This is a genomic window from Microvirga medicaginis, from assembly GCF_052658925.1.
Genome location: NZ_JBQWEL010000002.1, coordinates 155928 through 176865, shown reverse-complemented (window position 1 = coordinate 176865; position 20938 = coordinate 155928). Strand labels below are relative to the sequence as shown.

Annotated in this window: 19 protein-coding genes; 11 read left to right on the top strand and 8 right to left on the bottom strand. The window is 61.5% G+C overall.

What is annotated here, in order from left to right; translation table 11 throughout:
- The first annotated feature begins 61 nt into the window (after positions 1–61).
- The 8 genes from ACUXUR_RS03895 (at position 62) to ACUXUR_RS03860 (ending at position 7536) form a co-directional block, all read left to right on the top strand.
- Positions 62–2152 (top strand): TonB-dependent siderophore receptor, encoded by a 2091-nt coding sequence (locus ACUXUR_RS03895; RefSeq protein ID WP_445501036.1) that lies wholly within the window; start codon positions 62–64, stop codon positions 2150–2152.
- Between the two features lie 5 nt (positions 2153–2157).
- Positions 2158–3414 carry an MFS transporter gene (locus ACUXUR_RS03890; RefSeq protein WP_445501035.1) on the top strand — a complete coding sequence of 419 codons (1257 nt, stop codon included), beginning with the start codon at positions 2158–2160 and terminating at the stop codon, positions 3412–3414.
- Entirely contained in the window at positions 3411–4160 is a 750-nt protein-coding gene (gene fhuF, locus ACUXUR_RS03885) for a siderophore-iron reductase FhuF (protein ID WP_445501034.1), read from the top strand. The genes ACUXUR_RS03890 and fhuF overlap by 4 nt, the downstream gene beginning before the upstream one ends.
- A gap of 283 nt (positions 4161–4443) precedes the next feature.
- Positions 4444–4956: a hypothetical protein gene (locus ACUXUR_RS03880; RefSeq protein WP_445501033.1), complete on the top strand. Its 513-nt coding sequence runs from the start codon at positions 4444–4446 to the stop codon at positions 4954–4956.
- A gap of 64 nt (positions 4957–5020) precedes the next feature.
- Complete coding sequence (locus ACUXUR_RS03875; protein WP_445501032.1) at positions 5021–5701, top strand: MotA/TolQ/ExbB proton channel family protein; 681 nt, start codon at positions 5021–5023, stop codon at positions 5699–5701.
- Positions 5701–6147 (top strand): protein TolR, encoded by a 447-nt coding sequence (gene tolR, locus ACUXUR_RS03870; RefSeq protein ID WP_445501031.1) that lies wholly within the window; start codon positions 5701–5703, stop codon positions 6145–6147. Before ACUXUR_RS03875 ends, tolR begins: the two co-directional genes overlap by 1 nt.
- A gap of 9 nt (positions 6148–6156) precedes the next feature.
- The gene (locus ACUXUR_RS03865; protein WP_445501030.1) at positions 6157–7062 is read left to right on the top strand and encodes an energy transducer TonB family protein; all 906 of its coding nucleotides are present in this window, start codon (positions 6157–6159) and stop codon (positions 7060–7062) included.
- 270 nt (positions 7063–7332) lie between these two features.
- Positions 7333–7536 (top strand): hypothetical protein, encoded by a 204-nt coding sequence (locus ACUXUR_RS03860; RefSeq protein WP_445501029.1) that lies wholly within the window; start codon positions 7333–7335, stop codon positions 7534–7536.
- A 130-nt stretch (positions 7537–7666) separates the two neighbouring features.
- On the opposite strand, the gene ACUXUR_RS03855 is transcribed toward ACUXUR_RS03860, so the two are convergent.
- The 6 genes from ACUXUR_RS03855 to bglX form a co-directional block, all read right to left on the bottom strand.
- Positions 7667–8599, bottom strand: coding sequence for a PepSY-associated TM helix domain-containing protein (locus ACUXUR_RS03855; protein ID WP_445501028.1), 933 nt, complete (start codon positions 8597–8599; stop codon positions 7667–7669).
- 102 nt (positions 8600–8701) lie between these two features.
- Entirely contained in the window at positions 8702–9541 is an 840-nt protein-coding gene (locus ACUXUR_RS03850) for a DUF1206 domain-containing protein (RefSeq protein WP_445501027.1), read from the bottom strand.
- 59 nt (positions 9542–9600) lie between these two features.
- The gene (locus tag ACUXUR_RS03845; protein ID WP_445501026.1) at positions 9601–10716 is read right to left on the bottom strand and encodes an AI-2E family transporter; all 1116 of its coding nucleotides are present in this window, start codon (positions 10714–10716) and stop codon (positions 9601–9603) included.
- A 161-nt stretch (positions 10717–10877) separates the two neighbouring features.
- Complete coding sequence (gene ald, locus ACUXUR_RS03840; protein WP_445501025.1) at positions 10878–11993, bottom strand: alanine dehydrogenase; 1116 nt, start codon at positions 11991–11993, stop codon at positions 10878–10880.
- Positions 11994–12143: 150 nt separating this feature from the next.
- Positions 12144–12950 carry a YoaK family protein gene (locus tag ACUXUR_RS03835; RefSeq protein WP_445501024.1) on the bottom strand — a complete coding sequence of 269 codons (807 nt, stop codon included), beginning with the start codon at positions 12948–12950 and terminating at the stop codon, positions 12144–12146.
- A gap of 76 nt (positions 12951–13026) precedes the next feature.
- Positions 13027–15267, bottom strand: a complete 2241-nt coding sequence (bglX, locus tag ACUXUR_RS03830; RefSeq protein WP_445501023.1) for a beta-glucosidase BglX — start codon at positions 15265–15267, stop codon at positions 13027–13029.
- Positions 15268–15402: 135 nt separating this feature from the next.
- On the opposite strand from bglX, the gene ACUXUR_RS03825 reads away from it, so the two are divergent.
- On the top strand, positions 15403–16872 hold the full coding sequence (locus tag ACUXUR_RS03825; RefSeq protein WP_445501022.1) for a response regulator: 1470 nt from the start codon (positions 15403–15405) through the stop codon (positions 16870–16872).
- On the opposite strand, the gene ACUXUR_RS03820 is transcribed toward ACUXUR_RS03825, so the two are convergent.
- Positions 16873–17514 carry a gamma-glutamyl-gamma-aminobutyrate hydrolase family protein gene (locus ACUXUR_RS03820; protein ID WP_445501021.1) on the bottom strand — a complete coding sequence of 214 codons (642 nt, stop codon included), beginning with the start codon at positions 17512–17514 and terminating at the stop codon, positions 16873–16875.
- A 56-nt stretch (positions 17515–17570) separates the two neighbouring features.
- The gene (locus ACUXUR_RS03815) at positions 17571–18548 is read right to left on the bottom strand and encodes an amidoligase family protein (RefSeq protein ID WP_445501020.1); all 978 of its coding nucleotides are present in this window, start codon (positions 18546–18548) and stop codon (positions 17571–17573) included.
- A gap of 144 nt (positions 18549–18692) precedes the next feature.
- Between ACUXUR_RS03815 and ACUXUR_RS03810 the strand changes: the two genes are divergently transcribed.
- Entirely contained in the window at positions 18693–20114 is a 1422-nt protein-coding gene (locus tag ACUXUR_RS03810; RefSeq protein WP_445501019.1) for an MATE family efflux transporter, read from the top strand.
- A gap of 421 nt (positions 20115–20535) precedes the next feature.
- Complete coding sequence (locus ACUXUR_RS03805) at positions 20536–20919, top strand: septal ring lytic transglycosylase RlpA family protein (protein WP_445501018.1); 384 nt, start codon at positions 20536–20538, stop codon at positions 20917–20919.
- Positions 20920–20938 lie beyond the last annotated feature (19 nt).

Genomic DNA, 20938 nt, shown 5'->3' with positions numbered 1-20938 from the left:
TGACTCGAAATAATCTGCTCTGATAGGCGCAAACCCTCATTTTCTCTTTGGGGGTTGCGTCATGAAATTTTCTCTTTCCCTGCTGGCATCATCAGCTCTCACGCTGGTCTCGAGCGCTGCGCTCGCGCAATCGGCTGGGACGCCGGCAATCGAGCTGGAGGAGATTACCGTTCAGGTGCAGGGGGCTGACCAGAGCGGCGCGATGACGGCGAACGGCTATGTCGCAACCGCGACGCGGAGCGCAACGAAGACGGACACCCCTCTTCTCGAAACGCCGCAATCGATCTCGACCGTTACGCAGAAGCAGATTGAGGACCGCAAGCCTCAGGCGCTGCTCGATGCCGTGTCCTATACGCCGGGTGCGCGTGTCGGCAGTTATGGATTCGACCCGCGTTATGACGCCTTCTCGATCCGTGGCATCGACGTCACCTATACGGGCGTGTTCCGCGACGGATTGCGGCAGGTCAACAGCCCGAACGGCCTCTGGCGCATCGAGCCCTATGGACTCGAGGGGATCGCTATCTTACGCGGGCCGGCCGCATCCATTTATGGCGCAAGCAGCACCGGCGGCATTGTCGATCTGATCTCGAAGCGTCCCACCTTCGTCCCGTTCCGCGAAGTGGAGGTCCAGACCGGATCCTATGGTCGCCTGCAGGGCAATTTCGACCTGTCCGGTCCCGTCGCTTCCGACAACACGTTATTCTATCGGCTCACCGGTCTCATGCGTGAGGCCGGCACGGATATCGACGCGGTCAAGGATGATCGCGTCTTCATCGCGCCGGCCTTCACGTGGAAGCCGAATGATGCAACGACCTTCACGCTTCTTGGCGAATACATGGATTCCACGACGGGCGGCACGGCGGCCTATGTGAACGATTACGGTCCTTACGTGGATCGCCAGGGCAACATCGCCTACAAGTCGATCGGCGCGACGAAAGTCTTCGCGGGCGACAGGCGCTACAACGACTTTAGCCAGCAGCAGGGCCGGATCGGCTATGAATTCGAGCACCGCTTCAACGACATGTTCACGCTTCGGCAGCGCACGCGCTTCTCCGCGCTCGGCACGAACCAGGAATACGTCTATGTGGGCACGCCCGGTCTCGTGCGCGAGAACAATTGGGGCATCGTGAGCGACACGCATCTCGAAAGTCGTGTCAGAACAGGTGACGTCGATCACACGATCCTGACCGGATTGGATGTCAGCCATCTCCGCTATCGGTCGAAGGAGGGTTATGGCGGCGTTCCGGTGGGAGAGGATCCCGAGCTTCTCTACCACCCGCGTCAGACGCAGACGCTCACGGGTGTCTATGTCCAGGACCAGCTCAAGTGGCAGAACTGGCGTCTGACCCTCGGCGGGCGCCACGACTGGCTCACGAGCAACTACGAGACGGCCGGAATGGAGTTCAAGCGCGACGACGGCAAGTTCACCGGCCGCGCGGCTTTGGGCTACGTCACCGATTTCGGCCTCGCGCCTTACGTGAGCTACGGCACGTCCTTCACCCCGAACCCGGGCACAGTGGTGAGTGGCGCCGTCGCCGAGCCGACCACCGGTGAACAGGTCGAGTTCGGTGTGAAATATGACCTGCCGGGCACCAATGCGTCGCTGCGCGCCGCTATCTTCGATCTTCGTCAGGACAATGCGCGTGTCTTCGAAGTCGTGAACGGTCTCAACGAGCAGGTCCAGCTCGATCTGCGTTCGCAGGGCTTCGAAATCGAGGGCATCGCGTCGCTCACGAACGGACTCAACATTCAGGCGTCCTATTCCTACACGGATGCGCGCATCTTGCGCCTGACGCCGGAAACGGAGGGCAACCGGCTCACGAGCGTGCCCTATCACATGGCGTCGCTCTGGCTCGATTATACGGTCCAGGACGGCGCGGCGAAGGGCTTCGGCATCGCAGGCGGCGTGCGCTATGTCGGCTCCAGCCTCGGCGACAATCTCAGCAGGGCCATTCTCGACAACGAAGCCCGCACCTACCTCGATGCAGCGATCCACTACGATCTCGAGAACCTTAACTCGAGCATGAAGGGCATGCGCTTCCAGGTGAATGCCACGAACCTGCTCGATGAAGTCAGCCAGGTCTGCACCTCCGGCTATTGCTACTACGACGAAGGCCGCAAGGTGATCGCAAGCCTGCGCTACCGCTGGTGATCGTCGTGCGGCATCTCCATTCTCCGATCGCCGTCGTCCTGATGCTCGGCGGATTGTACGTGGGGCAGAGCATCATCGGAGGAGTGACGTTCAGCGCCCTTCCGAGTGTCCTGCGCGACAGGGGCGTGTCGCTCGATCAGATCGGCCTGACCTATCTCGCCGTCCTGCCCTGGGTGCTGAAGTTCCTCTGGGCTCCGGCCATCGAACGCTACAGGCTGCCCCCGGTAGGGCCGAACCGCTCACGTTCCATCGTTTTTATCGGGGGCATGATCTCGGCACTCGGCCTCGTTCTCCTCGGCATGATCGGACCGACGAGTTTCGTACCGCTCTTAGGGATTCTCATGCTGATCGCCTTTGCGGCCTCCACCGTCGATATCGCCTGCGATGCGGAAGCCGTCGAGAGCCTCTCCGAGCGACATTGCGGCTGGGTCAATGCCGCGCAGGTCGGGGGAGCCTATCTCGGAGCCGCCATCGGATCGGGGCTCTATCTCATCCTCGTTGCGCGCTTCAATTGGACATGGGCAACCATCAGCATGGCCGTAATGCTCGTGCTGCTCGGCCTGCCTTTCCTGCGCTCGCCTGCGGTCGATTCCGCCGATAAGCGCGTGCATCGGCCGTCCCTGCGTGATGCGCTTGGGCGAATCGAGATGCGCAAAGGACTCGTGCTGGCGGCTCTCTATGCCTTCACGCAGAAATGGGGCCTGAGCATGCTCGGGCCTTTCCTGATCGATTCAGGCCTCGACCTGACGTCCCTCGGCATCCTCAACGGCCTTGGAGGACTGATCGCCGGTTTCGCCTGTGCTCTCCTGGGCGGTGCGCTGGTGCGCGCGTGGGGGACTCGATCCATCATGCTTCTCGCTCTCGTGCTGCAGGCTCTCGCCCTGTGCGGTCTCGCGCTCGCCGCCCGATCCGGTGGCGTGCCTCAGAGCATCCTGCTCGTGCTCGCCCTTGCAAGCTCCTCCGGTATCTTGGCACTCGGCTTCGTTGCTCTTTATGCGCAATTCATGTCGCTTTCGGATCCACGCCAAGCCGGCGTCGACTTCACGCTCCTGCAATGCATGGATGCTCTCGTGAGCATGGCAGGGGGTGTGGGAGCCGGCTGGATCTCGCAGCATTACGGATATGGCGTCTTCTTTGGTCTCAACGGTGCCCTTGCTCTCGCGGCGGTGATTCCGGTTGCGCTCCTGAGCGGGCGCTCGGCTGAAGCCCGGAGTCGGCACGAGAACGCTCCGGCCGGAGAGTTGGCGTCCCACGTGCCATGATTCCCTCCCTTGCACCCTGCTTCACGGGGCCTTTCCAATGGTACAGGGACGGGTTGGCCCTTCCTGGCGAGCACCCGACCGTTCTCTCCGGTCGCGACCTGCTCGATGGAGTTATCGCAGACGAACTCCTGCGCCACTATGCCAAGGCTTATCCGGGAGCTGATCGCCGCGCGATCGTCTCGATGTGGACGCAGTGGCACTTCGGCATCCTCATCGTTCCAGCCACGGCCGCAATCCTGCTGCTCGACAGAGAACTGCCGCTCGAGCTGGAGCATGTGAATATCGCTCTCAACGAAGAAGGCCGCACGGCCGCTATCGTTCTTTCCGATGATGGCAGGGAGGGATGTATAGGAACAACGGGCCGCTTCTCTCGTCTTTTCGAGGGGCACATCGAGCCCTTGGTCGAGCATTTTGCCGATCATTTCCGTGTGTCGCCGCGTCTTCTCTGGACCAACGCCGCTACCGCTTTCCAGTGGGCCCTTGAGCAGGCGGATGCGCTCAATCCAAGCCAGGCAATCATGAGTGAAGGCCGCGCCTTGCTTGAGTGCCGCACCAATGCGAAAGGGCGTCCTCATCCGATGCACGGCATGGTGCGCTGTTGCGAGGTTGAAGGGCAGCTGACGCGAGCGCGCAAGGTTTGCTGCCTGCGCTACCTTTTGCCAGGCTTTGAGGATTGCGGATCTCTCTGTCCGCTTCCAGAGGCAAAGACGCTCAAGTCGAATGCGTCAGAAGACAAGGTGGCATGACCAAGAACCAATTCAGATCGACCTTTTGCGATAGAACGAGGGAATTTTTTAGTCTGGACGATTTTTAGAGAAGAGAATTCGATCCTTCTCGCAACGGGATAGAGCACTTTTTAGAAAGGCTCTGATTTCGCCTTAAGTCGTTGACCTATAAATCAGATCCTTGATACTAAAAATTCCGGTTCGATTGTTTGCAGTCGTCCAGAATTGCATCTCGCAATCAAGAAACCGCATGGCGTTGCCGGGTCGCAGGCAAACAGGTCTGTCCCCGCCACGCTCCTGCACGATGAAGATGAATGCTTGCTCGATGGGTGAAGATATGTGCCGTCACGATCAACATCATCTGAGCCGCGTTGCCGATGTCTGCATGGATGATTCCGAAGTGCTGGCGCTTGCGGTCCTGCGCTTCATCGCGGCCGGCTATATGACGAGCGACGTTGCCTGCTGGGAAGCGGCTCACGACGCTGCCGAGCGGACACTAGGCCCAATCGAGGGGCCGCAACTCGTGGCGGCGATGACAGGGATCATGCGCTCCATCCGCCGCGAGTGCATGGGGGAATGGCGCTTTTTGCCGGCGACGTGCTGTCGGACAACGGCCGATGAAGAGCGCCTCATCAGAATCATCGGTTTGGCCCGCCGCGGATCCTTCTCCGAAATGCACGAGGCCGCGGAGGCATTGATGGGAGGGGCTGCCACTTGTCTTTGCGAATCCGTTTCGAGCGCGTCTGAAAGACTCAACCAGTTGCAAGCCCGTTTTGCCTCACGCGCTTCGCAAGTCGGCCGCGCGTCCATTCATTAGAGCGGCGGCATGTGGACATCGAATCCTCGTCGCATCATTTCCATAACAAAGTGAGACCGTCGCCATGACCGAGACCGTCACGCCGCATGATCTGTCATTCCTTGCGCTGTTCCTGCAGGCCGATCCCATCGTCAAAGGCGTTATGATTTTTCTGGTGCTCGCATCGCTCGGATGCTGGACGATTATCTTCGACAAGATCCTCCGTCTGGTTGCGTTGCGGCGGCAAGCCCGCTCTTTCGAGACCACGGCACGTGCCGGCGGGCAGCTTCATCCGCAGATGTCCGGATCGGTCGGGCGCATCATGGCAGCGGCACAGGAGGCCTGGCGCGATCAGGACCCTTCCGAGAGCCGTTCCGAACGGCGCGAGCGGATCGAGCGCGCCATGCGTGCGGCACTTGTGGTCGACATGCGCCAGCTCCAGACCGGACTGCCCTTCCTCGCGACCACAGGATCGGCGGCGCCGTTCATTGGATTGTTCGGCACGGTCTGGGGCATCATGAACTCGTTCTCGGCCATCGCGAAGAGCCAGGACACCAGCCTGTCCGTCGTGGCGCCCGGCATTGCCGAGGCGCTGTTTGCAACCGCGATCGGACTCGTCGCTGCAATTCCTGCGGTGATCGCCTACAACAAGCTGACGACCGATCTGGGGCGCGTGCAGCAATCCTTTGCAGCAGGGATTACGGCCCTCGGAGATCGCCTTGCACGTGACCGCAAGCCTCATCTGCGGACGGAGGCTGCCGAATAATGGGAATGGGTCCAATCCGCTCGCACGAGCCGGACGACGAGTTCGGAGCAGCACCCCTCTCCGAGATCAATGTCACGCCACTCGTCGACGTGATGCTGGTGCTGCTCATCATCTTCATGGTGGCCGCACCTCTCATGACCGTCGGGGTTCCGGTGCAATTGCCGAAGACAGCTGCGCCGAAGGTTTCGAAACCGAAGCAGCCCGTCGTCATCAGCATCGATCAGAATGGTCAACCCTTCCTCGACAAGGAACCCTTGCTGCCGGAAACGATGCTGTCGCGCCTGAAGGAGTTTGCTGCACAGGATCCGAATCAGGTTGTCCTGGTGCGTGGCGACCGGAGCGTCCCTTACGGGCGCGTCATCGAAATCATGGGGCAGGTCAGTGCTGCGGGCTTCAGCAAGGTCTCTTTGATCGCGCAGGCGCCCGGCGGAACAGCTTCGCAATAACGATAGTCCATGCCTCTCGCGATTCAGAATACAGGGCCGATGATAGGCCGAAAGCGGATTGGCGCTGCCTTTCTGGCCGCCTTCATCCTGCATGCCGGTGCTCTGGCGGCCGTGACGATCGGGTCGCCCCATCATGTTCAGAGCCCGCCGGGTGAGCAGGAGATTACCATCGATCTGGCTCCTGCGATGGCATTCGAGGAGATGCTTGCTCCCGCAGAGGTGACACCACCCGCTGAGCCCCCTCCGGAGGTAACGGAGGTTCAGCCGCCCGAGCCCGTTCCCGAGCCGGTCGAAGAGGAAGCTCCACCCCCTGAAGAGGTCGCGGAGACCGATCCGCCCGAGGAGGCGCCGGAGCCTCCGCCGATTGAGGATAAGCCAGTTGAGCTGGCGCCCCCTTCCGAGCACCAGGTGGTCGAAGCCCTGCCTCCGCCGGAGGAGATCGTGGAGCCGAAGCCTGCCCCGGAGCCCGCGAAGCCGCCTGTGCAGCCCAAGACGGAGCGCAAGGATCCTCCTAAACCGCGTAAGCCCACGCCGAAGAAGAACATCGCCTCTTCGGCCCCGCGACCGCAGCAGGCTGCCTCTTCACGCGAGAACAATGGAGGGGCTGCGGCTTCCGCAGATCCGAACGTGATCAATCGCTATGCGGCTCAATTGGCCGCAGCCCTGCGCAACCGTCTCCGCTATCCCGATGCCGCACGCAGGCAGGGGGTGTCGGGCGTCGCAACCATCCGCTTCACAATGCAGCGCTCCGGCCGGATCATCAGCGCATCATTGGTGCGCGGCACGGGAAACGATGTTCTCGACGAAGCCGCCCTGGCGACAGCGGCACCTGGAACTGCACTGCCTTCAGCGCCGGACGCACTTCCACAGCAGCAACTGACCTTCACGGTGCCTCTTCGCTTCAATATCCGGTGAGAAGAGCCTGCAGCCTGCTCGTCATGTGATCAAGCACACCTCCCGAAACCGACAACTGCATTACACACCTGTAATGTAACCGTAAGCATGACGTCTTCTCGGGACGCCTAAGCTCATGGCCGAAGCAGTCGATCCGACGGTGACCTGCTCGTTTGATCCAAGTGCGATGGATTTTGCCTTTGGCTGGTCGTGAGATCGTCAGACCGGAAGGACATGGACCATCCACCGCAGGTATGTGGAGCATTGCCGATGGTTTTGGAGCAGAAATTGATGGCGGGTGAAGTTCCGATGGTCATCACCCATGCCCTCAGCGAGATCAAGGACGCGTTGCGCGAGCTGAGGCATTCCACGCCTGACAGTATTCTGATCCGCCTTGCGGAGCAGAAGATCGCCATGATCGAACGCGGCTACTATTGGGCCAATCAAGATTCTCACGATGCGGACTGGACAGGGCTCACGACGCAGAACGCTTGAGGCAAATATGCACGAAGGCGCTCAGGAGGTTCCTCTCCTGAGCGCCTTCGTTTTTGAGTACATGTCATGAGCGATCAGGTTGCCCTCGGCTACCGTAATCCAACCTTACCTCGTCAGTCGCTCTTACCTCTCACCGAGCCAAGGCGCCTCTTGCAAGCCGCTGCCGGCTCGGACCACGGCGCAACTTCCGATGCGCCCAGATCCACACACCTGTCACAAGCAGACCGAGCAAGGCTATCGACGTGACGAGATTGAGAATCGAGAGGGCCAATCCGCCCCATGTGCCTTCATGGATGAGACGCGGCCACATCCTGGCGCCGGGAGCGGCGCCATCGCGGGTGAGCGTATAGGTTTTCAATTCCCCATCCACAGCGATGCGAGCCACGAGATTTTCGCCGAGCGGCCGGATCCAGGTGAGAGTGGAGACGTCGTGATCGGTGCCGAGCACACGGACAGCTTCCAGCAGAGGCAACGGAGGGCCGGACGGCCTTGCAGCAGGAGAAGCTGACGTGAATGTCACGCCAAGCGCCAGCAGCAACCCCGTCAGCGGGCTCAAAGCAACAAGCGGAAGCAGGAACCAGGCTACACCCTTGTGCCATCCTGCCGGCGTATTGCGCAGCTTGGGCACACCCATGAGAATGCCGATCACGATGAGCACCAGCATGGCGATGGTTGAGGCCGTGACGAGCCAACCGGCCCGGAGGAGCAGATGCTCATGGATCTGACGCGATAGCCCGAAGATGTCGGATAGTGTCGTCGCGTCCTGTGTGACCGGCTGGCCGGTCGACAGATCAATCTCGGCTCCGCCACCGGGTCGTCCGCTGCTGATCGTCAGCGTATTCTCATGCGGACGAAGGAAGAGGGCTCGTGCGCTTCCTTGCGGGTCATAGCGCTGAAGCAATCCTTCGACGGCTTGCACGGTGACGGAGCCAGGCTTCATCGCGCTTTGAACGACGATCGGTTCGAAGGACAGGACAAGGCCGGTCAGAACGATGGCGAGCAGAGGAAGCCCAAAGATCAGAGCCACCCAACGATGCAGCCGCAAGAGCAGAGCTTTGTTCATAGGACACCGGGTCTGTTGTCGGAGAAGATGCGCCTATGATCTCACCGGAAGCAAAGGTCTCAAGTTAAGGTTCAGTAATGTTTGATGGATTACCAAACCATCTCAATGTCCCATCTGCGCCACGGCTGCTTTCGCGTCGTCGATGTCCGGTGCATCGATATGGCGGTAGCGGGCCTGCACCAGGCCGAAAAGACCAAAAGCGAAGAGGCCGATGGCCGTCAACGCCAGCAGCACCCGGCCATAGGGTTGCTGCTGCAGGGTCTGCAAGGCGCCGCCGAGACCGTGGACCTCTGACGAAGAGCTGTGGAGCGCCGCGAGCATGAGAAAGCCGCCGATGATGACGAAGACGATGCCGCGTGCGGCAAACCCCATGCGCCCGAGAGAGGTCACCCATCGCCGCTTGTCGGCTGGTAGCGAAAGACGCGCGGCGACATCACCGCGCCAGGCTTTCCAGGCAAAGCCGAGACCCGTCGCCGCAACGGCGAGGCCGATAAGGCCCACAAGCCATAATCCGAAGGGCTTGCTCATGAGCCAAGCCGTCCAATCCTGAGCGGCTTGGTCTTCTCCGCCGCCGGAGCCCTGGCCTAGCGCAAGCCTCAGAGCGGACACGCCAAGGCCGGCATAAACCGCGCCGCTGATGAAATGGGCTATCCTGACTCCCCAGCCCTTCATGTCCGATCCGCGATGGTCGGCGTCGGTCAGCGCTTCCACTACGCGCCAAGTGCAGAATCCGAAGAGGCCAAGCGCGATCAGAACAAGCCAGAATTGGCCTAGCGGTTGAGAAAGGAGTGTTTGTAATGCGCTCCGACTGCCTCCGGTCTGACCGCCCGAACCGATCGCGGCAAGAAGGGCAAGGCCGCCGACGAGACCATAGACGATCCCGCGCGCGCCGTATCCCAAGCGGGCTATCATTTCGACGGGTTTGCTGTTCGAACGAGGCATGGACGACGCTCCACTGTGTCACGAGTGAACTGCCACGCCTGCTTTGATGTTCCTTGCTGTCAAGGATGGGTTGGCAATCTATTGCTCAGCGCGGGTTTGCTCTGCTGTTTCCAGATCGTCAGCAGGGCAGCCATGAGGACGGGGCCGAGAAACAGGCCGATCAGTCCGAACGTCTCCAATCCTCCGAGGATGCCGAATAAGGTCCACAGGAAGGGTAGACGCACTGCGCCGCCGACCAGAGCCGGTTGAACGATGTTGTCGCCGATCAGCATCACCGCCGCGCCCCACGCGAAGACAGCCAATGCCACGGCAATCGCGCCCCCGCTCAGAACCAGGATGATGGCCGCTGTTCCGAAAGCGAGCCATGCCCCCATGGGGAGCATGGCGAAAGCTGTCGTGAGAACGGTGAACAGGGCCGCATTCGGCACGCCTGCCACGAAGAAGCCGATCCCGATGAGAATGCCTTCGCCGATGGCGACGAGGATCGTGCCGTTCACAGTTCCCCGCACGGCCTCCGTCATCGTCTCGGCCAGTCGCTCCCCGGGTGTGCCAAACCATCGATCGATCGCCGTCAGCACGCGGCCTCCGATCTGTTCGCCTTCGCGGAGCAACATGAACAATGTGAGGAAGGTCAGGAAAGCCTGCAGCACGCGGGACAACAGTGCGCCGCCAAGGGTCTTCGACCATTCGGCCAGGGTCTGGCTATTGAAGCTGCTGAGAAACTGCTGGGCGGATTGGGGTTGGCCGAGATGCGTCTGCCACCAGGCATTGAGTTGCTGACCCAGAATTGGCAGATGCTGGATAGAGGCCGGCACCGGCATTCCGTTCTGCTGCAGCTGCGTGAGCCAGCCCATCACGATCTGCCCCTCACGACCGACTTCGGTGAGGACCAGGGCCAGAGGAGTGACCAGGAGCAAGGCAAGGGCACTGGTCATGAGCAGGGGCGCAGCAATACGGGAATCCTCAAGACGAGCTTGGACACGGCGGTAGAGCGGCCAGACACTGATGGCAATGATGACCGCCCAGCACAATGCCGTCAGATAGGAGCGGAGCATCCAGAGCGTCATGGCGAGAAGGAGCAGCCCGCCGGTGGTCCGTGTGATCCGGCGGGCACGGGCATCCGGGACAGTGCTCTCGGGCTGCGACGATGACGGGGCTGCTGCTCGCTCGGGCATGGACGGATACTGGTTTCCCGAAGAGGCGCACCGATACTGGGCCCGGCAGTTTCAACCTCTGTCGATTCGCTCGATGGCTGATGCTTTCAACCAAGCATCGGTGACGATCCACTCTGTCACGAGTGAACCATCACGCTTGTCCGTTGTTCCTTGTTCCGTCGCTAGCCGAGAACCTCATCGGCCGACGTATAGGCAAGTCCATGCGCTTCTGCGACCGGGCGGCATGTGATCTTTCCGGCATGGACGTTGAGTCCGTCGCGCAGGAAACGGTCATCCTTCAGCGCCTGTCGCCATCCCTTGTCCGCCAGCGCGAGGGTGAAGGGCAGGGTGACGTTGTTGAGCGCGAACGTGGACGTGCGGGCCACCGCTCCCGGCATGTTGGTGACGCAGTAATGAACCACGTCGTCCACGATGTAGGTCGGGGCTGAGTGGGTTGTGGGTCGCGATGTTTCGGAGCAGCCGCCCTGATCGATGGCGATGTCGACGAAGACGGAGCCCCCTTTCATCTGCCGCACCATCTCGGCGGTGATCAGCTTCGGGGCTGCCGCTCCCGGCACCAGAACGGCGCCGATGACGAGATCGGCGCTCGTGACGGCCTGGGCAATGACATCGCGCGTCGAAAAGACCGTGCGCACGGCCCCGTTGAACTGGGCCGACAGGCGGCGCAGCACTTCGGCCGAGCGGTCGATCACCGTGACATGCGCCCCCATGCCGAGCGCGATGGTCGCCGCATGCGTGCCCGATACGCCGCCCCCGAGAACGACCACTTCAGCCCCAGGCACGCCGGGAACGCCGCCGAGCAGAATGCCGCGTCCGCCTTGCGCCTTCTCGAGGCAATGTGCGCCCACTTGCGGCGCGAGACGTCCGGCGACCTCCGACATGGGTGTCAGCAACGGCAGGGCGCCGGCGGCTGACGTCACCGTCTCATAGGCGATGCAGGTGGCGCCGCTCTTGATGAGATCCTCGGTCTGCTTCAAGTCGGGCGCGAGATGGAGATAGGTGAAGAGGATTTGGCCAGGGCGAAGACGTCTGCGTTCCTCCGCCAGGGGCTCCTTCACCTTCACGACCATCTCCGCCTCTGCGAAAATCCGGTCCGGCCCGTCAACGATGACGGCCCCTGCGGCTTCGTATTCGCGGTCCGTCACTCCCGCGCCCAGACCCGCGTCGTGTTCGATCGTCACGCTGTGACCGTGATGCACAAGCTCTGCGACGGATGAGGGTACGAGGCCAACGCGATACTCGTGGTTCTTGATTTCTTTCGGCACGCCGATACGCATGGTTTGTTCCGACCTTTATGCTTTTGACCGGGCAAACATGCCCGGCTCCTCCCTTGTGAGCACCATGCACACTTGGCTGCCGCGCACAGCGCTAGCTTGAGCATAGTCCTTTGGCAGAGGTTGGCAAAGGTGCTGGTAATGGGAGGGCGCTTAATGCGCGCGCGAGGGCTTGGCGCGGCTGATGAAGTCCTCCGCGAGCGGTGGGCCCGCCAGCAGCACGAGCAGCAGGGCGAAGGGCAGGGAGAACAGAAAGCCGAGATGGCTGAAGCCGATGGCGCCCGTGACGCCGCCGGTGAAGAATGAGCCGAGCAGCAGGAGCAGCAGACGCAGCTTCTCACGGTCTGCCATCACGAGTCCGTCGCGATGACCGCTACGGTTCCAATAGATAAGCTTGCCGAGCTCGATGCCGATATCCGTCACGATGCCGGTGACATGGGTCGTGCGCATGCGCGCGCCGGAGATCTTCGTCACTGTGGCATTCTGCAGGCCCATGATGAAGCAAAGAAGCGGTATGGCGCCCACAACGAATTGGGTCGAGGGGTGCGCCAGCCAGCCCAGCACGCCGAAGATGCACAAAAGCACGGCCTCCAGCATCAAAGGCAGGGCATAGCGGCTGCCGAGATGATGCCGCCTGCCCCAGTTGATCAGAATGGCGGAGCAGGCCGCCCCTGAGACGAAGGGAACGAATGCTGCAAGGCCAATGACGACAAGCGTCACGCTGCCCAGGGCCAGATTGTCCGCCATGGACGAGAGAATGCCGGACATATGCGACGTGTATTGCCCGACGGCGAGAAAGCCGCCGGCATTGGTCGCGCCCGCGATGAAGGTGAGCGCCATACCGAGGAGCGTATCCGCTGCGCCTGTGCGCTCAGAGGCAGCAATCGCCTTCACCGACCTTAACGTTCGGGCGGCGGCGATGCGGTGCCTGGCATGTCTCAGCTGTACGTCCATTGACATGACATTACTGCGCCGGACTGGCGGGGTCCACCGATCAAAAAGCTGCCCGAAGCCGCTTCGGGCTGCTCGGTTAGGATTACTGCGCGATGCTTGTCGAGGCGGAGGCGCGTCGTTCATCGGACGGCAGGCTGATCGTCTTGACGATCTCCACCTCGCCGACCTGTTCGGCCAGAGAACTCCCACCGACAAAAACCTGGATCGCGCCCGCCTCGACGACATAGCTGCCGTCATCGAGATGGAAGCCTAAGGATTCGACCGGAACGCGTAAGCTCACGCGTTTCGTCTCACCCGGATTCAGATTGATCTTCTCGAAGGCCTTCAACTGGCGCAGAGGACGGCTGCGGCTTGCCACCGGATCACGGATGTAAAGCTGCACCACTTCCTGTCCGGCCCGTGATCCCTTGTTCGTCACGTTCATGGATACGTCAAGTATCTGACCTGCATCGAGCTGCTTTTGCCCAATGGTCGCGTCCGAATACGCGAACTGCGTATAGCTGAGGCCCCAGCCGAACGGGTAGAGCGGCGTGATAGCCTCATCGATGTATTGCAGCGTGAAGCGGTTGTTCGGAAGGGTCGGGCGGCTCGATGGCAGACGGTTGTAATACATCGGCAGCTGACCCGTAGCGCGCGGCCATGTGAGCGGGAGCTTGCCGCTGGGGCTGAAATCGCCGAACAGCACATCCGCCACGGCATTGCCGCCTTCAGTGCCGGGATACCAGGCCATGAGGATCGACGGGATGCGCTCGGCCAATGAGTTCAGGATCTGAGGACGACCGCCGATGATCACGAGCGCGATCGGCTGGCCCGTATCGGCGAGCGCCTCCAGAACCTCCTTCTGCTTGCCGCTGAGGTCGAGATAGGCACGAGAAGCCGCCTCGCCCGAAAGCTCCTGCGGCTCGCCGAACACGGCGATCACGAGATCAGCCTTTCTTGCAGCCTCGATGGCTGCGGGCAACTGTTCCGTCGAGCGGCACATGAGATCGCAGGCCGGCGCGTGGTTTACCGCGACCCCGGCGGATTGTGCCCGCTGGCGGATGCCCTGAAGCAGCGTGACGCTGTCCTCCTTGTGACCGCGGGCCGCATGCGGGCCCATCTGGTCGTGAGGCGCATCGGCGAGGGGTCCGATGACGGCGATCGAGCGAGTGCCGGGTTTCACTGGCAGCAGATCGTCTTTGTTCTGCAACAGCACGAGGGTTTCACGCGCAACTTCACGCGCGGCTTGGCGCGCTTCCTTCGAGGGGAAGTTTGCATCCGTGCGCTTGGGGTCGATGGCTGGCTGATCGAAGAGGCCGAGGCGCATCTTGGTGCGAAGGATCCGGCGGACCGATTCGTCGATCACGCTTTCCGGCACGCGGCCGGCGCGCACCTCGTCGGGCAGATGCTTGATATAGAGCTGGCCCATCATGTCCATGTCGACGCCGGCGAGAATCGCCTTGCGCGCCGCCTCGGCGCCATCGGCCGCGATGCCGTGATTCATCAGTTCGCCGATGCCGACCCAGTCGGAGGTGACGAAGCCGTCGAAGCCCCACTGGTTGCGCAGCACATCGGTCAACAGCCACGCATTCGCGGTGGAGGGTTCGCCGTTGAGGGCGTTGAAGGCGGCCATGAAGCTCGCCGATCCGGCTTCCGCCGCCGCGCGGAACGAGGGGAGATAGGTATCGTACATCTCCGCGCGGGGGATGTAGGTAGTGTCGTAGTCGCGTCCGCCCTGGGGCGCACCATAGCCTGCGAAGTGCTTCGTGGCAGCGGCAAGACCGCCTTTCCGGAAACCTTCCACCCGCGCGGCCGTCAGCACGGAGCCGAGATAGGGATCCTCGCCAAATCCTTCGACGATGCGGCCCCAGCGGCTGTCGCGCGAGAGGTCGGCCATGGGCGCGAACGTCCAGTTCACGCCCACGTAAGACGCTTCCTTCGCGGCCCACTCGGAAGCGAGAAACGAGATGCGCGGGTTGAAGGCTGCGGCCTCTCCCAGGGGAAGGGGGAATTGGGTTCGGAAGCCGTGGAGGACGTCGAGGCCGTAGAGCAGCGGAATCTTGAGCCGCGACTGCTGGACGAGCGCCTGGGCTCGAGCCACGTCCTCGGCATTGTTGAAGTTCAGCACCGCTCCGGCCTTACCCTCGGAAATGTCTTCCCAGCGCAGAGGAGGACCGTGGGAGACGAGGTTCAGCTGTCCGACTTTCTCTTCCAGGGTCATCTGCCCGAGCAGCTCGTTCACACGGCGCTCGATGGCTTCCTGCGCTGTAACTCCGTTCAGGGTCAGGCCGGCCGCGGCCACGGCTGAAAGAAGGCCAAGGACATAAGAAAGCCGCACATTCATCTCCTTAATCCGGAACGAGAACTTTATTGCGAGAGCTGTCTCGCTTGTCGTTCATTCGTGCTACACAAGATAACGTCCCGAAGTGGCGCCTTGCGGGCGTCAGGTCAATGGGTTTGTGAGAAACGCGAGCAACCGGTGCCGGCGATCCTGAGGCTGTCTTTTCTGATCTTGTCCTTCGCCCTGATCCTGTCAGGTCTGGCGCTGGCTGGGGCTGCCTATACCCGGAACTCGGAAACCCTTGTCGTCGCCCTGGCCCTCTTTCTATCGGTTGCCGCGGGGGCTCCCTTGCTGGTGGGGCGGCAGGTCCGCAGGATTTTTAAGCGAAAAAAGCCGGCCATCGATGATGCGTCCGTGTTTGAGACCATCACCGTCGAGCCGGCTCTCCATTCTCCTGAAGAAGCCTCTCCCGTCGAGGACGAGGAAGCTCTGCGCCGTAGTCAGAAGGCTCAGGCGGTCGAGCATCTGCGGGACGGAATCATTCATGATCTCAACAACAAACTCATGGTGATCAGCGCCAATATCGATGCGGTTGCCCGCCAGATGAAGGATCAGCCATCGATCCAGCGCAAGCTGCTTTCGGCACTTGTGGCATCGGACCAAGCTGCCAAACTCATCGCCAAGTCCGCCGCTTTCGCCCGGCAGAGTGAATCCAGGGTTCAGTATCTCGACCTGTCTGAGAGAATTGATTCAGTTGCGGCTTTGATGGGGCGCTCCCTTCTGCGCGACACCGTGGAGCTGCGTGTGTCGTTGGACGAGGAGCTCTGGCCGGTCGAGGCCGACCCAGACGATATTGAAACCGCGATCGTGACCTTGAGCGCCTATGTGCGCGACGCTCTGACCCAGGGCGGTGCGATCTCGCTCGAAGCGCAGAACGCGCAGGTTGAGAAGGGCTCTCTCCCGAATTTGGAGATCGAAGGCGAGTTTGTTCAGCTCACGATCCGCAGCATTGCCGGGGAAAACTCTCCGGATCCGGATGAGGCTGCAGAACCGGCCTTCATGCTGCAGGACATCGATGTCTCGTCATGGCTGCGTCTGAACCGCAGTTTGCATTTCCTGCAAGGCATCGGCGGAGCCTCGAAGGTTTCCCGCAACGGCGTGGATGTGGCGATCACTTTATACTTGCCGCGCGCACAGGCCGCGACGATGCTGCCTTTCGGAGGTAACGGCGACGATGAGTTGCCGAGCGAGGACGTGCGACAGAATGCGGAAGTCCTCATCGTTGACGACGAACTCGAGGTTGCTCTCGCGCTGCAATCCACTCTGGAAGAGTTCGGCTATGTGACCAGCATCGCCACCGATGCCGCGCAGGCCATCAAGAACCTCAATGCACGCAGGCCCGGTCTCGTCCTGACCGATATCGCCATGCCGGGTACCATGAACGGTGTCATGCTGGCCCGCGAAGTGCGCCAGATCTTCCCTGGGCTTCCCGTTCTGCTGATCACGGGTAATCCGGTCGCCGCGGGTGATGCGAACGAATTCCCGCTGTTGCAAAAGCCCATTATCAGCCGCGATCTGCATGCTGTGATCCAGCGGCACCTGACGCCGCGCGATGATGGCAACAAAATCGTGCCGCTGTTTCCGCGCACGACGAAGCGCGTGAGGTGATCACGAGACCATGGCCGCAGCCGTCAAAGGAGCGGCGACCTCTTCCGCCGCCCGCACAAGCGCGGCGAACAGCCGTTGCTGCGGCTTCTTCCAGACCAGAAGCTCAGGATGCCATTGAACGCCGATGAGGAACGGTGCCTTCTCGTTCTCGATGGCCTGAACGATCCCGCTCTCGTCGCGCGCTGCGATCTTCAAGCCCTCGCCGAGCCGGTCCACGGATTGATGGTGCAATGCATTCACGAGGCAGGGATTGCAGCGCAGGATCCTGTCGAGCCGGGAATCCTGCTCGATGGCCACACGCTTCTTCGGCAGAACCGTACGCATCTTCGGCGCCTGAACATAGACTTCATAGATATCCGTGTGCAGGGTTCCTCCCAGGGCCACGTTAATCATCTGCGAGCCCCGGCAGATACCGAGGATCGGGAGTTGCTCAGGCAACGCAGCCTTCAGGAGTGACAACTCCATCTTGTCCCGCTCCGGGTCGATGCGCACATCGGGCAGGACCTGTCCGCCATAGATCTCTGCGCCGATATCGTCGCCGCCGCCGATGACGAGGCCTTGCAACGGCTCCTCGGGCAGGGGCTCGCCTGGCACGAGCCGGACGGAGCGCGCACCCACGCGGGCGAGCGCCAGGCGATGCATGAGGTAACTGCGCCAACCGCCACGTCTTGACGTCGTAACGCCAATCAAAGGCCTTGTCATGACCGCACGACCTGCTCCACCACGTTGGCCCAGCTTTTGTCCTCGCCTTGGAAAGCAAGATAGGTGCTGCCCACCATATCGAGTTTCTCGCGGTTGGCAGCCAAGCGCTCTATGGCCACCCAGCGATTCCAATCCGGCGCGATGCTCCAGCCCGGGTCGCTCACGCGTGCATCGGGCAGCCGATAGTGAAAGGTCGGCCGTCCGTTGATCTTCTCGTTCGGCAGCACGGCGCGCACGCGCTCCTTGTCGAGATGATGCAGAAGCGGGAGCAGATCGAGATCCCGGTTGCGAGTGGGATTAGCCGCCAGATAATCGTCAATGAAACGCGGGATGCCGGGCCAGTAATCGGGTGAGACGATCATGCGCACGTAATCTGTCGGGAACGGATCGGCGAAGCCAAGGAGATTGCGGGTACGGTCGGGCGAGACCTCCCGGCGCAGCCAAGGGTTCAGGAGCACGAAGCTCTTCATGAAGGCTGCGAGGGTCTGGGCATCCTGGCGCGGGATTTCCGGATTGAAGTGAAGCCCAAAGGCGTAGAAAGGCGCATCCTGGGTGCCCTTCGCGCCGAGCTTGCGCAGGATAGCGAGAATACGGTCGAGCTCCTGCAGGCGGTCGATAGGGGTCGGTGCCGTCACCAGCTCGCAGGGCACGAGATAGCTTGCGGCAAAGCCAAAGAGGGCGGCGATCTTGGGCAGCACGCCTTTCTGGCTGCCTGCACTTTTGCCCGGATGCAGAATGCGGCTGTCGAGCTCGACCATCAGCTCGCCGATAGCGGAATCCTTCAAGGCAAAGGAATGTGGGTCCACCTCGATGAGCCGGCCCCCCAGCGCTTCCTGCAAGGCTTGCACCGTCTTCTCGGCGGAAGGCCCTACGAACTCGATCTCCACGCCGACCGTGCGCACCTCGCCCTGCTCGTTGTAAAGCACCGGAGGCACAAGAAAATCGATCGACGTGGGAAGCGCAATCTGCGCCATCGAGAACTCCGGCAGAACACGAAAGCGTGAGGCGTGGGAGTGAACGGGCGCGGTGTAGCTGAGTTCCTTGTTTTTGCCTTCTCCCCCTCTTTTCGGAACCGTGGTGTGGCTTTCGTGGCTTCCTTTGGGTAAAAACCCGCCATCATGATCGCGAAAAATGAGAAATTCGATAAATCCGCTTGGGTTGCGGAGCTGCGGGCCACACTGTCCTTGGGCTGGCCCCTGATTCTGACCAACGTGGCGCAGAACGCCCTGATGACATCGGATGTCATCCTCATGGGATGGCTCGGCTCCGAGGCCCTGGCGGCCGGCGCGCTCGGCACGAATCTCTATTTCGCTTTCCTGATTTTCGGCATCGGCCTCATGAGCGCAACCTCGCCTCTGATTGCCGAGGAGCTGGGTCGCAGGCGTCACTCCGTCCGCGAGGTGCGCCGCACGGTTCGGCAGGGATTCTGGGCGGCACTCACCGTTGCGGTGCCGATCTGGATCGTCTCCTGGAATGGCGAATTCATTCTCCTCGCCATGGGACAGGAGCCGAGGCTCGCGCACGAGGCGGGCGAGTACATGCGCGCACTCCAATGGAGCCTGCTGCCGTTCCTGCTCTATCTGGTGCTGCGCTCGTTCCTGGCGGCGTTGGAACGTCCCGGTTGGCCACTCGTCATCGGCATTATCGCTGTGCCTGTGAACTTGGGAGCCGCCTATTGCTTCATGTTCGGCAAGTTCGGCATGCCTCACCTCGGCCTGATCGGCGCAGGCGTCGGCACGGTGGTTTCGAGCACCTTCATGTTCGCGGCCCTGGCCTTGGTGATCGGCCTCGACCCGAAGCTCAAACGCTATCATATCTTCGGACGCTTCTGGCGCTCCGACTGGCCGCGTTACCGGACGCTTTGGCGCATCGGCGTGCCCATCGGCCTGACGCTCGCCTTCGAGGTCACGATCTTCAATGCGGCGGCGCTGCTCATGGGACGCATCGGCGGCAATGAACTGGCCGCTCATGCCATCGCTCTCCAGATCGCATCCTTCTGCTTCATGGTGCCCTTCGGATTGAGCCAGGCGGCGACGGTGCGCGTGGGTCGGGCCTATGGTGCGCAGGATGCAGCAGGCGTGACCCGGGCGGGCTGGACTGCTTTTGCCCTTGCCGCGAGCTTCATGATCGTCACGGCGTCTCTCATGCTCTTTGCGCCGCACCTGCTGCTGAGTGCCTTCTTGGATCTCAATGATCCGAAGAACGCGCCGGTGATCGGCTTTGCCGTTTCCTTCCTGGTCATGGCGGCGATTTTCCAGCTCGCTGATGCCTCACAGGCCGTGGGCGCCGGCATGTTGCGCGGCCTGCAGGATACGCGGGTGCCGATGATCTATGCGGCCTTCGGCTATTGGGGCATTGGCCTGCCGCTCGGCGTGATCCTGGCCTTCGGCACGCCGCTTCGTGGCATCGGCATCTGGATCGGCTTGGCGACGGGACTTGGCGTCGTTGCCTCGCTGATGCTCTGGCGCTGGGTGCGCCGCGACCGCCTCGGCCTTGTCACGGCGGTGCCGCAGGATGTTCAGGAGGCATTCGCGAGCTGAGAGATACGCTTTGCGGTCCGACCGGCGCGGATGGCATGCCCGGCGCCTGCGCCGACAATGGCCTTATACGGCGAGTGCAAGGCGTTCGGCGTGGATCGGCAACCCTCACCGCTGCTGGTTACAGGAAAATCCGTAACCCAACACAAGTAGAACAGCCGGCTCCGGCAACCAGAGGCAAAGCTCAAAAGAGGTAGAAACGAGTAAAATGATTCAGGGCAATTGAAACTATATCCAGGCTATTTCTGGCTGATTTGCGCCTTTTGCAGGCTATAGATCACACTAATCCACCGGCGCAAAAGTATGAGTTTGCAAGGCAGAAATCGAACCGCCTTATTCTTGCCTTTTTAAAGTTGAGCTTCACTTCCAATTAAAACGGAAGGGGAGACCATCTTTGAGGAACATCCTCACCCGCGTGTCAGCAATGGCACCACTTCTACTCGTTGCTGCATGCAATACGACTGCTTCCAATGATCCCGCGACGACGGGATCCATCTCGCAAGCCAGCCTGGGTCAGGAATTTCAGAGGGGCACCGCCTCCTGGTACGGCCCCGGCTTTCACGGACGGAAAACCGCCAGCGGAGAGCGGTTCAACACCTACGACATGACGGCAGCCCACCCCTCTCTGCCGTTCGGCACGAGGCTCAGGGTCGTGAACGAATCGAACGGCCGCTCGGTCATCGTCCGCGTCAATGATCGAGGGCCTTTCGCGCACAGACGGATCATTGATCTGGCCAAGGGACCGGCTCAGGCCTTGGGTCTGACCGCCACCGGTACCGGCTATGTCTCCCTGCACAGGCTCAACTAGGGGCCTACCTCGATAGAGT